This is a genomic window from Campylobacter sp. MIT 21-1684 (assembly GCF_026241315.1).
Lineage (GTDB): Bacteria > Campylobacterota > Campylobacteria > Campylobacterales > Campylobacteraceae > Campylobacter_D.
The window spans coordinates 13,474-25,658 of sequence record NZ_JAPHNA010000006.1 but is presented as its reverse complement, the minus strand read 5'-3'; the positions used below and the strand labels follow the sequence as shown (position 1 = coordinate 25,658).

9 protein-coding genes and 1 tRNA gene are annotated in these 12,185 nt (G+C 30.9%); 3 read left to right on the top strand and 7 right to left on the bottom strand.

The window, feature by feature from the left end:
* Window positions 1-7: 7 nt before the first annotated feature.
* A complete protein-coding gene (locus tag OQH62_RS03615) occupies window positions 8-2,749 on the bottom strand; it encodes a DNA translocase FtsK (RefSeq protein ID WP_266013909.1) in 2,742 nt (913 codons plus the stop codon).
* 109 nt (window positions 2,750-2,858) lie between these two features.
* Window positions 2,859-5,108: a flagellar hook-associated protein FlgL gene (gene flgL / locus OQH62_RS03610; protein WP_266013908.1), complete on the bottom strand. Its 2,250-nt coding sequence runs from the start codon at window positions 5,106-5,108 to the stop codon at window positions 2,859-2,861.
* A gap of 122 nt (window positions 5,109-5,230) precedes the next feature.
* On the opposite strand from flgL, the gene OQH62_RS03605 reads away from it, so the two are divergent.
* A tRNA-Leu gene (locus OQH62_RS03605) sits at window positions 5,231-5,317 on the top strand.
* 27 nt (window positions 5,318-5,344) lie between these two features.
* Here the strand turns inward: OQH62_RS03605 and flgG are convergent.
* Both flgG and OQH62_RS03595 read right to left on the bottom strand, forming a co-directional pair.
* On the bottom strand, window positions 5,345-6,136 hold the full coding sequence (gene flgG / locus OQH62_RS03600; protein ID WP_266013907.1) for a flagellar basal-body rod protein FlgG: 792 nt from the start codon (window positions 6,134-6,136) through the stop codon (window positions 5,345-5,347).
* Between the two features lie 33 nt (window positions 6,137-6,169).
* Window positions 6,170-6,982: a flagellar hook-basal body protein gene (locus tag OQH62_RS03595; protein WP_266013904.1), complete on the bottom strand. Its 813-nt coding sequence runs from the start codon at window positions 6,980-6,982 to the stop codon at window positions 6,170-6,172.
* 181 nt (window positions 6,983-7,163) lie between these two features.
* On the opposite strand from OQH62_RS03595, the gene rpoD reads away from it, so the two are divergent.
* Window positions 7,164-9,026: an RNA polymerase sigma factor RpoD gene (gene rpoD, locus OQH62_RS03590; protein WP_266013901.1), complete on the top strand. Its 1,863-nt coding sequence runs from the start codon at window positions 7,164-7,166 to the stop codon at window positions 9,024-9,026.
* On the opposite strand, the gene OQH62_RS03585 is transcribed toward rpoD, so the two are convergent.
* Window positions 9,005-9,526 (bottom strand): SixA phosphatase family protein, encoded by a 522-nt coding sequence (locus tag OQH62_RS03585; protein WP_266013897.1) that lies wholly within the window; start codon window positions 9,524-9,526, stop codon window positions 9,005-9,007. The two genes, rpoD and OQH62_RS03585, sit on opposite strands and share 22 nt — an antisense overlap.
* Complete coding sequence (locus OQH62_RS03580) at window positions 9,523-10,044, bottom strand: rhomboid family intramembrane serine protease (RefSeq protein WP_266013894.1); 522 nt, start codon at window positions 10,042-10,044, stop codon at window positions 9,523-9,525. Before OQH62_RS03580 ends, OQH62_RS03585 begins: the two co-directional genes overlap by 4 nt.
* A gap of 108 nt (window positions 10,045-10,152) precedes the next feature.
* Here OQH62_RS03580 and OQH62_RS03575 point away from each other — a divergent pair, with 108 nt between their 5' ends.
* Window positions 10,153-10,566, top strand: a complete 414-nt coding sequence (locus tag OQH62_RS03575; RefSeq protein WP_266014066.1) for a PepSY-like domain-containing protein — start codon at window positions 10,153-10,155, stop codon at window positions 10,564-10,566.
* Window positions 10,567-10,581: 15 nt separating this feature from the next.
* Here OQH62_RS03575 and OQH62_RS03570 read toward each other — a convergent pair whose 3' ends face one another.
* Window positions 10,582-12,183, bottom strand: a complete 1,602-nt coding sequence (locus OQH62_RS03570) for an ATP-dependent metallopeptidase FtsH/Yme1/Tma family protein (RefSeq protein ID WP_266013891.1) — start codon at window positions 12,181-12,183, stop codon at window positions 10,582-10,584.
* Window positions 12,184-12,185 lie beyond the last annotated feature (2 nt).

Here is a 12,185-nt window from a genome sequence, read left to right as displayed (position 1 = left end):
ATTTATTTTATAAAATTTCTCTCTGTCCTTTAGAATCTGCTTCGCTTAATATCCCATTTTGTGCAAGTTGTTCTATAATATTTGCGGCTCTGTTGTACCCTATCTTCAATCTTCTTTGAATATAAGAAATACTTGTTTTTCTGTCTTCAAAAATAACCCGTTTAGCCTCTTCATAAAGCTCATCAAGTTCTTCTTTATTAAGAGTATGTTCAGATTCAGAATTTTGAACATCATTTAAGAAACTTTCATCATATTCTACTATTGCTTGTTTTTTAAGAAAATCCACTATATTTTCTATCTCAAATTCACTTGCAAATGGTGCGTGCAAACGTACAATAGAGCTCGTTCCGGGCGGAGTAAATAAGCAGTCTCCTCTACCAAGTAAGCTTTCAGCACCCATAGTATCTAGTATAACCTTAGAATCAATTTTCTGCCCTACTTTATATGAAATTCTGCTTGGGAGATTAGCCTTAATAAGTCCAGTAACAACATCAACAGAAGGTCTTTGAGTTGCTACAATAAGATGGATACCACTTGCTCTTGCCATTTGTGCTAAGCGAGCTATGTAAAATTCCACGTCTTTACCTGCATTCATCATTAAATCAGCAAGTTCATCGATAATAACTACAATAAACGGCAATTGTTCTTTTGAAAGTTCTTTCATTTTTTCATTATAATTTTCAATATTTTTTGTTTTTGCTTCTGCCATTAAACGATATCTACGTTCCATTTCAGCAACCATATTTGAAAGAGCATTGACTGCTTTTTTTGCTTCTGTAATAACAGGAGTAAGCAAATGAGGGATGTCATTATAAATACTAAATTCAAGCATTTTTGGATCTATCATCATCAATCTTAAAGTTTTAGGTGAATTACGATACAGTAAGCTTAAAAGCATAGAATTTATCCCAACGCTTTTGCCACTGCCGGTTGTTCCTGCTATAAGCAAATGTGGTAATTTTTTTAAATCCGTTATAAAAGCGTTGCCTACTATATCTTTACCAAGAGCGATAGTTAATGGACTTTTAGAATTTTGAAAAAGCTCACTTTCTAAAATTTCACGTAGGTAGATAGTTTGAATTTCATCATTAGGAACTTCTATCCCGACAACATCTTTGCCGGGTATAGGTGCTTGAATACGTATTGATTTTGCCATTAAGGCCATAGTTAAATCATCTTGCAAATTTAAAATTCTACTGACTTTCACATCTGCACTTGGGCGGAATTCAAAAGTAGTTACAACAGGACCTATATAAGTACTTACAACATCGCCACCTATCTTAAAACGACGAAGTTTTTCTAAGAGATTGTAAATTTTTTTATCTATTTCATTTTCATCTATTTCTTGTTTATTCCGAGTAGCACTTGTTAAAAATTCAAGCGATGGAAGTGTAAAACCTTCAAGCTCTGCTCTATCACCCTGCTCTATTTCTTTTAGGAGTGCTTTATTAATATCGATCTCCTTTGCTATAACGTTCTTTACTCTCTGTATTTGTTCGTTTTTTTGTTCAAGTTCATCCATGTTAATGATAGGAGTTTGTGGCATAAGAGGAAGATCGAGCTCCTCAACAATAGGAATAAAATCTTGCGAAGTTTTATCACTTGATTTTTCAGAATTCTGATCAGCATCTTCCTTTTCATCTGAATTCAGATTTTTACCAACCATTTCTTGCGATTGGTGGGAATTATTTTCTTGCATAAGAGTGTATTTATTCCCTTCTATGAAAGTTTGTGGAATTTTAGTTTCTTGGATGGCTTGTCTTTCAAGCTCTTTGATTTCTTCTTGAACTTTATTTTTTAAAATTTGATTTTGATACTGTTTGTATTCTTGTTCTAGTTTAGCTTTTTGTATTAAATCTTCCCTTAATTCAAGCTCTTTGCTAAAAATTTTTGGTTTTGACTCTGTTTTTGGAATAAAAACGTCTATATTTTTACGTTTATAACTTGGTTCATCTAAATTCTTTTCTACTTCAAATTCTTGCAATTCTTCTGTTTTTTTTGGCTTTAAAAAACGTTTTGGTATCATATCCACCTCTTCTTTTAATATAAAATTGAATTCCTCATCAAGAGTTATAGTTGTACGACTTGCTTTTTGTGCAAAGTTTTGTACCTGTGTTGAAGTTTCATAGATAAAACTTTTATTATTTTGAATATTTTGTATATCAATTTCTATTTTATCATCTAAAATTTGTTTTTTAAGTTTTTCAAATTTTTCTTTTGCTGTAATAAAAGAAGTGTTGCTCGCATTAATATTAGCTCTTTTGATTTGTTCTTGAAAATTCATTTGAGAATCTTCTTGCTTGAATTGTACATTTTGGCTTTCACCGCCAAAAACACTCATTAAAAGTGTTTTAAAAGACTGTTCCACTTGCAAAAGCAAAGTAAAGCGGAGTTCAAAATGAAAGAGTTCTTTAACAATTTTAGGAAAAAGCAAAATGAAAGAAAAAAATAAAAGCACCAGAGCTACTATTCCTGTACCTAAATGTCCCAAAATATTTGAAAAAAGCGTGTAGAAAAATTCTAAAATATATCCAAAATCCTTATAGAAAACTGCAAATAAAAGCAAACAGGAAAAAAAAGCACATACTATACCACAAAGCTCTCTACGAGTGAAATTTTCTAGTTTATATGACTTTTTATAGCTAATATAATTGAGAAAAAAAAGCATAAAAGGATAGTAGTAGGCAAATTCCCCAAAAAGGGAAATATTTATCTTGTAAATCCACAAACCCATAGAAGGTGCTAACATACAAAGACAAAAATAAAAAATAATAAGACTAAAGCTTACAAAAATGGCTTCTTTTTTTATATATATTCCTTGAATTGAGATTTCAAAGAAGCTATTATAACACAAAATTTTACATATAGTTTAAAAGGCTAAGCTGCGAAATGCTTACACTTGCTTTTAATGAGGCTTGATAGGCAAGCTGGGTTTGTGCTAAATTAATCATAATCTGACCATAGTCTGCATCAATAACATTGCTTTTTATGCTTTCAACATTGACGCTTAAAAATTTTGTTCTTACATTTACACCTTCAATTGTATTATGGTATGCTCCTAATGTTGTATTTAATTTTCGTATATGATCGGCTAAATGATCGATTCTTTCTAAAGCTCCTTGCATACCTGTATTTCTTGGATTTTCAGCATTAATATCAGCCCTCATACTCCCACTTCTAACAGCTTCTATCATCAAATCTAAATCTTTAATAATATCGACATTTGTTTCATCAATTATTAAAGCATTATTTGCACTGAATAAAAAATTTGTCCCATTTGCCAGGGTAGCTGTGTTTGTAAATGGAGGTTGTGGAAATTGTCCGCTTTGAGAATCTCTAAGTGCAATGTCTATATTTGTTCCTGATGCAAGTTTATCAATAACATTAATGCGACCTTTATAATCCATTATTACCTCGACGGTCGATTTTGAATTGCTCATTAACTGTTGTATATTTTCATATTCAGTAGCGTTGATTTTATTGTTCGTTACCGTAACACTTGTTGTTGGAATTTGATCGCTTGCAAACAGAGCTATAATGTCATTTAGCTGTTTATAAGTAATATCATTTGAAGGGGTACTCTCTCCACTATCTCCTGTAGTGGGGTCTGTATGCATAATTGGAAAAGTAATGTTTTGATTAATATTAGCAGGATTTGGAAAGCTCACTAGAGAATTTTGAAGGTCAATGCTTACATTATAAGTATTTCCACCTTTAGAATTTACAAAAAGATTAAGTACAGTACCATTGAGATTATTTCCAGCCATTACTTCGCTTACTCTTGTAGAATCTGTTGCATAAGTATTGTTTGATTTTACAATTTGAGACACAGTCCCAATGACTCGGTTGTCTTTTTTTTCAAAATAAACATTATCATAATCTGCCCCGTTGCTTGCATTATTATCCGTATCTGTCATTTTACTGAAGATAAAATCATTTCGCGCAAGATCAATTTCATAATTTTGATTGTTAATTTGAATTGTAACAGGGCTTGTTAAATTGGTAATATCATTATTAGCATTCTTTAAGGCTTCTGTTATAACCCTATTTGTTACTTCAGACATAGTAATATTTTCATCTTTAGCGGCTTTGATAATATATTCAAGCTCATTTTTATCATTAGTTTGTGGTGTAAAAGCTACAGCGTGAAAATCAAGCTGATTGTTGCCTTGTTTTAAGTCTGTAATTTGAATTTGCCCACTATCATTAATACTTAAATCAACGACTTTACTTTTGTCTGTATTTCCGTATATTGAGCCTATATTTTGCAAAACATTCTCTAAAGAATCATTAGGATTGATTAAAATAGCACTTTTAAAACTTGTCCCATCAGGTCTTTTTCCTTGTATATAAAGTGTTGAAGGAGGAAAATCAAGTTTTGTATCATTGTATTCAAAATCTTTCTCTCTATCAAGCCCGTTATCTTGCACATAATTTTGTCCTATGAGTTGATACCATTGAGAATTTTGTGTAAGATATTGAGTTTTATCAGGTTCATTAGCCAAATCCCAACGATTGTCAGTAAATTTTACATTAGTGACAATTTGTTTTTTATAATCATCATCTGCTTTAAAAAATAAATCCCAACCTGGTATATTGTAAGGACTTTCAGTGCCAGCACCTGTTACAACATTAATATTTTTTTTATCACCGTAATAATTTCCTTGGGAATCAAAAGGTTTGTTTTCAAGTTGAGAACCTGCAAACAAATACTGACCATTCACACTTGTATTAGCAAGTTGCACCACACTTTCTTTTATACGTTCAAGTTCTTTAACTATAGCTTCGCGAGAGGTTTGAGAATTGCTATCTGTTGCGGCTTGAGTGAGTTTCACTTTAAAATTTTTCAGTAAAACATCCATATCACTTAAAGCTTTCATACCATTGCTAGTCATTTCTTTTGCAGATGATGTTCCGTCTTCAACTTGCTTTAAGGTTGTAAGTTCATATTCTAAACGAGCACTATTGATATACATATTTGCATTTTCATAAGAATTTTGAATCTGTTTTCCAGAACTAAGTTGGTTTTGAAGTTGATAATAGGCACTTTGAGCTCCCATAGTGGTATCAATGGCATTTGCAAAATTAAGCTTATTGGTGATTCGCATTGTCTCTCCTTAAATGTTATGTTAAAAAATATCCTTAAAACTCTTTAAAGGCATAAATCGTCTAAACTCCACTTTTTTAAAGCACTTTTAAAATAAAAAAGTTTATAATATAAGTTTTTAACGCCCAAGTGGTGGAACTGGTAGACGCGCTAGACTCAAAATCTAGTAAGGGCAACCTTGTGTCGGTTCGAGTCCGACCTTGGGCACCACCTTCTATTTATAAACTTTTTTAACTCTTAACGTTTGAGTTGATTAACTATTGAGAGCATATCATCGCTCGTTGTAATAGCTTTCGAACCGGCTTCATAGGCTCTTTGTCCTGTGATAAGATCAGTCATTTCTTCTACAAGTTGAACATTGCTTAATTCTATAAAACCATGTTTAATTTGTCCAAGCCCATCCTGCCCTGCTATACCAGCTATGGGTGCGCCACTTGCTCCCGTTTCCAAATAGAGATTATCACCCATAGAATGCAATCCTGCCGGATTTATAAATTGCACAAGTTCTATTTGTCCAATTTGTGTTTCTTGTTGTTCTCCGGGAAGCATTACAGAAATGGTCCCATCTGTTGCAACATTGATATTAATAGCTCCTTCTGGTATAGTCATTTCAGGTAAAAGTCTATAACCATCAGAATTAACGATATTGCCTTCATTGTCTTTTGTGAACTGGCCATTTCTTGTGTAAGCTATAGTGCCATCTGGAAGTTGAATTTGAAAAAATCCATTTCCGGTGATTGCCATATCAAGTCCATCTGTACTTGTAGATTTTAAATTCCCTTCAGTAAAAACTTTTGTTACTGCTGTTGGACGCACTCCAACACCAACTTCTATACCAGAAGGTGAAAGTGTAGTTGAAGAAGTCGAAGTACCTGCATACTTCATCACTTGATACATTAGGTCTGAAAATTCTGCGCGACTTTTCTTAAAACCTGCTGTATTCACATTAGAAATATTATTTGAAGTAACATCTATTTGTGTCTGTTGTGCTACCATTCCTGTGGCTGCAGTGTGAAGTGATCTCATCATAATTTATCCTTTTTGTATTAATTGTACTTTGCTTTATTTAACAGCAGCTAATTTATTGATTGCCTCTTGGTTTAAATCATCCATATGAGAAGTCATAACTTTTTGATACATCTCAACCATTCTATTAGCTTCAATAAGTCCTACCATTTCTATAACAGGATTTACATTTGAACCTTGCGAAAAGCCTTGGTAAATTGCATTTGAATTATCCAAATTTCGTATTCGTGTTAAATCATCTATTCTATATACATTATCACCATCTTTTTCTAAAGCTCTCATATCATCAACTTGAGCTATAAACATTTTTGAATTCGCTACCCCATCAACTTCAATACTCCCATTTTTATCAACATTGATGTGTATAGAGCCATTTGGAATACGAATGAATGAATTTTGTGGATTATTAAAATAATCAGTGCTTAAAACTTTATAACCTTGTTTATTAACCAAGTATCCTTCATCATCAAGTTGAAAATTTCCATCTTTACTGAAACGAATTTCTCCATCTTTTGTTTGCACCAAATAAAATGCATCGTCTCTCGTTATCGCAACATCTAAAGGATTGTTGGTTGCTTTTAAAGTACCCAAACTAAAATCTGTATATTCTTGTGAAATTTGAGGCACTGTATCTATTGTTGTATTAACAAAGCGCGAAGCAGCTCTTGTATGATTTTCTAAAGGCAATTCATCTTGTACTTCCCTAAAAACCCGTTTAAAGTCTGCAATAATAACATCATCTCTTTTGTATCCACTTGTGTTAATATTTGCAAGATTGTTTGTAATGACTTCAAGTTTATTAAACTGAGTTGCCATTGCACCTGTGGCTTGATAATATCCATTTTGCATAGTTTCACCTGTAAATTAAAAATATTTTATAACAATAAAGCAAAGAGTGTTCCAACTTTCAATTTCAACACTGAATCAAATTGAGGTATAAAATTTATTTCAAAAAATGATGATTATACAAAAGTTAAGACAGATTTGATATAATCTTAAATCTGCGTTACAATATTTCAAGGAAAACTCGATGAATGCTAAGGCACAAGAAACAAAATTGGAAAATTTATTTAAAGAGAATGCAAAAGATTATCTTACGTACGAGAAGCTTGTTAAACACCTCTCAAAACAGCCAAATATAGTAATAACCAAAAAAATTCAAGCCTTAATGAAAAAATATAAAGTGCAACTTTTCTCTGCTGCTGAAATTGCACAAATGAAAAATATAGAAGATGCAAAAAGACTACAAGAAGAAAAGAAAAAACTTCAAGATATAAGTCTTGAGAATGAATTTGATCTTGCTAATGAAAATGATTTACTTGAATGGAGTCGTTCTGATTCGCCTGTGCGTATGTATCTTAGAGAAATGGGGCAAATTGCTTTACTTAATAAAGATGAAGAAATTGAAATTTCAAAAAAAATTGAACTTGGAGAAGATATTATTATTGATGCTTTTTGTTCTGTACCATACCTAATCGATTTTATTTTGGATTACAAAGAGCCTTTAATTAATAGGGAAAGACGAGTTAAAGAGCTTTTTAAAAGTTTTGATGATGAAGAAAAAAATGAAGAAAAACTTGAAGAACTTGACTTAGAAGAAGAATTCAGTGAAAAAGCAGAAATTGAAGATGAAAAATCTAAAAAGGCAAATAAAAAAGATGATGAAAGGGCTTTAAGAGTAATTGAAAAATTTAAAGCACTTGAAAAAGCAAAAAAAGAGTGGTTGAAAGTTTCAAAGGAAAAAGAAAGTGGAAATAAGCTTTTAGATAAACTCAGTATAGCTTTTAAGAAAAATATACTAAAAGAAAAATTAATGGATTTGGGTCCAAGTTCAAAACTTATTAGCGAAATAGTTAAATCTATGGAAACAGCTTTAAAAAGTGATGAAGAATTTGATAAAGAGCTTAAAAGACTTGAATACCGATTGCCTATGTTTTCAGATGAACTTAAAACAAGACACGCTAATATCTTAAAAGATATTACAAAACTTAGTAAAGAAGAAATTGCTGAAAAAGCCCTTGAAACTACTATGGTGAGTACTTATATGGAAATCAAAAAACTTTTTCAAACGAAAGAAGCAAGTGAAAAAAGCTTTGATTTAGAAAAAGGACGATTAAAAGAAATTTTAGAGCAGATAAAAAGAGGGAAAAATATATCAGATGAATCTAAAGGAAGAATGGCGAAATCAAATCTTCGTTTGGTTGTAAGCATAGCAAAACGTTATACAAATCGTGGTTTACCATTTCTAGACCTTATACAAGAAGGTAATATAGGCTTAATGAAAGCCGTAGATAAATTTGAATATAAAAGAGGATATAAATTTTCAACTTATGCAACTTGGTGGATACGACAAGCAATATCAAGAGCTATTGCCGATCAGGCTAGGACTATTCGCATTCCTATTCATATGATAGAAACAATTAATCAAATTAATAAAATTATAAGAGAGCATTTGCAAAGAGAGGGCAAGGAGCCGGATGTTAATGTTATAGCTAAAGGTGTTGGATTAAGTGTGGATAAAGTCAAACAAGTTATCAAAATAACAAAAGAGCCAATTTCTCTTGAAGCTCCAATAGGCAATGAGGAAGATGGGAAATTTGGAGATTTTGTAGAAGATAGAAATGTACTCTCTCCTATGGAGCATATCTTAAAAGATGATTTAAAAGAACAAATTGATGAAGTTTTGGATCAACTCAACGATAGAGAGAAAGCTGTCATACGAATGCGTTTTGGATTGTTGGATGATGAAAGTGATAGAACATTAGAAGAAATTGGCAAAGAGCTTAATGTAACACGTGAAAGAGTAAGACAAATAGAGAGTTCAGCTATTAAAAAACTAAAACATCCAAAGGTTGGAAGAAAATTAAAGAATTATATAGAAGGTTGGAAATAAGCTTCATTGTCTTTTAAATCCCTTATATGCTCAAAAAAGACAAGTTTTCCACTATGTTCTTGTAGATCTTGAAAGTCATTTATATCAAATTCGAGACACAGTATGGAAGAAGTAGGAAAACAAGTCAGGCACAAAGATCCTAAAAGTTCGCACAAGTGTATTATGTGAGGGTTATGCCCTATGATAAGAATTTCATTATATTGAGCTTGTATTTTTTGTATTAAACTAAATATTTCTTCTGCATTTGCTGTATAAAGAGTATGATTGAATACTATATCTTGCTTTTTAAAATTATACAATTTCGCAAATTTTTCAGCAGTTTTCGCTGTGCGTTTTGCAGGGCTTGCAAGTATATAGTCGGGTTTGATTGTGTAGGCACTAAGAAGAGAAAAAAGTTTTTTTAAATCTTGTTTGCCCCTAGAATTTAAATCTCTATCAAAATCTTCTCTATCCTTATCTTTCAATGCTTTTGCGTGACGCATAAGATAAATTTTTTTCATCTTTTTTCTTTCAATTTAGCCAATATAAAACCGCAAATAAAACCAAAAATATGCGCATACCAAGCTACATTGATACCCATTAATAAAGGAACGAAACTCATTAGCATTACAACGATAAAAAGACCTTTTAAGCTATTTGCATCTAATACAGCATAATATCCCATTAAAACACAAATTACTCCACTAGCTCCAACTACATTTACAAACTCGTTTGAAGTCAGAAAAATAAAATAAATATAACAGGCACTAAGAAATGAACATAACAAACCGCCGGTGATATAAAGCAGACAAAATTTAAAAGAACCTAAACAATTCTCTAAAATTTTTCCAAATTGAAACAAAACTATCATATTTAAAATAAGATGAGTGAGATTGGCGTGTAAAAATAAAGCACTTGCAATTTGCCAAAAGGCATCTTTTTTAAAAAATAAAATATTAAGTCCAAATAAGCTATAATAATTATAAGGCACAGTGAAATAAAAAATAATGTTTATAAGGATTAAAAAAACTGTAACCAAACCTTGCCTTTAGAAAGTTATATGATGTATTGTGATACATTTCATATAAAATTCACATAAATTCATTAGGATTTTTTAAAAGTTTCCATCTAGGATATCAAATTGAATATAAAAAATACATTCTTTATTTTAGTCTTTATTCCTATTCTTCTTTATGGAGACATTATTATCTCACCAGATTCTTTGCCTTCTACAGCAAAAGAATTTTTACGAAATAATTTTCAAGCACAAATTAGCCTAGTTCAAAGAGATAAGAATTCATATGAAGTTTATCTTAGCGATGGTACAGAACTTGAATTTGATATTGATGGTTCTTGGAAAGAAATTGAGTCAAAAATATTACCGATTAATGTAGATATTTTACCTTCTAATTTAGCTGCTATTATCAAAAATGAATTTCCAAATGTACCCTTAAAAGAGATTGATAAAAAGATTAATTATTATAAAATCAAACTTGTTAATGGTTTTGAACTTGTTATTGATTTTAATGGGACAATTTTATATAAAGGCATTGATGATTAATTTTTGTCAATAAAATCAAACTTGCATAAGATTTTTTACATCTTCATATTCTAGTTTTTCTTTTTCAAGTAAAACTTCAGAGAGTTTTATTATTTTATCTTTCATTGTATATAAAAATTCATCCATCTCTTTTTTTTGTAAATCTAAATTTGTTTCTTCAAGCATATCAAAACTTTTCATATATTCAAGTAATTCTTTGATTTTTATTAAATCATTTTGAGAATTAGTATAGCGTTCATTGTAAAGAAGCAAAGAAGCTCTAGAACCAGCTAAATAGACCTTGACTTTATTAATCAGTTCTGATTTTGATTTGATTTGACTTTCATATTCTTTAAAACGATCTTCTATAAGAGTAATTTTTTCAAAGGATATATCAAAATAGTATGCACTCAAAGCCTTAGCCGCTTGATAACTTGCTTGAATTTTCTTTTCGCTTTCGCTAAAGTGTAAAATTTTCCTTTTTCCTAGCAGTACTTTATTGAGTACAGCATAAAAATCATTTTCTTCTACAAAGTTTGAATTTCTACGCAAAGCATTAATAGCAGCTTCATTAACTAAAGTTTCAAGCCCTGCTCCACTAAAGCCAACACTTGCCTTAGCAATTTTAGGCAAATCGACTTTGTTTCTTTTATCTTTCATATAAACTTCTAGAATTTTCAATCTGTCGTTAAAATCCGGAAGAGAAAGAAAAATCCGTCTGTCAAAACGTCCTGAACGTAAAAGTGCTAAATCCATAAGTTCTATTTTATTCGTTGCTGCTATGACTATTACACCACTATTATCTTCAAAACCATCCATTTGAGTTAAAAGTTGATTCAGAGTACTATCTCTTTCTACATTTGATGTTTCACCTCTTGCTTTTCCAACAGCATCAATCTCATCGATAAAAATAATACTTGGCGCCATTAATTTAGCCTTTGAAAAAAGTTCACGTACTCTTTTTGCACCCATTCCTACATAAATTTCAACAAAAGCTGAACCACTTTGGTAAAAAAAAGGCACTCCCGCTTCACCAGCAATGGCTTTTGCTATAAGTGTTTTACCAACACCGGGTGGTCCTACCATTAAAACACCCTTTGGCATTTTCACACCAAATTCTTTATATTTTTTAGGATTTTTAAGAAAATCTACAAGCTCGCTAAGCTCTACTTTTACTTCATCAACACCTGCAACATCATCAAAATTAATGTTTGAGATAACAGGTCTTATATTTTGTGTTTCTAAATTTATAGCAGTGTTAGGATAGGCTGTTTTAGAAAAAGAAGTTTTTTTTAATTCTTTTTTGCGAGCAAAATACAATAAAGAAAGTAAAAGTGCCACACAAAAAATAAACAAAATAAAGACAATTTGCAAAGTATTTTCTTTTTTAATTTCAACAGGCACTTGAGTCAAAAGTTCTTTTAAATCTACACCTTCTTTGATAATAGCATAATTATCGCCCCCTGCCCTAAGTAAAATTTTATCATTTTCAACAATAGCTTTTTGAATGAGATTTTGACTCAACAGACTTTTATATAAATGTTCATCTATATATTTTGGTTCATTTTTGAAATATAAAATTGTCAAAAGCAAGCATAAAATTCCAAAAGAAATAAGAATAATTTTTTTATTTTTCATAA

Excerpts from the sequence above, each read along its gene's own strand:
- OQH62_RS03615 (WP_266013909.1), bottom strand. The coding sequence starts at position 2,749 with ATGTTAGCACCTTCTATGGGTTTGTGGATTTACAAGATAAATATTTCC.
- flgL (WP_266013908.1), bottom strand. The coding sequence starts at position 5,108 with ATGCGAATCACCAATAAGCTTAATTTTGCAAATGCCATTGATACCACT.
- flgG (WP_266013907.1), bottom strand. The coding sequence starts at position 6,136 with ATGATGAGATCACTTCACACTGCAGCCACAGGAATGGTAGCACAACAG.
- OQH62_RS03595 (WP_266013904.1), bottom strand. The coding sequence starts at position 6,982 with ATGCAAAATGGATATTATCAAGCCACAGGTGCAATGGCAACTCAGTTT.
- rpoD (WP_266013901.1), top strand. The coding sequence starts at position 7,164 with ATGAATGCTAAGGCACAAGAAACAAAATTGGAAAATTTATTTAAAGAG.
- OQH62_RS03585 (WP_266013897.1), bottom strand. The coding sequence starts at position 9,526 with ATGAAAAAAATTTATCTTATGCGTCACGCAAAAGCATTGAAAGATAAG.
- OQH62_RS03570 (WP_266013891.1), bottom strand. The coding sequence starts at position 12,183 with ATGAAAAATAAAAAAATTATTCTTATTTCTTTTGGAATTTTATGCTTG.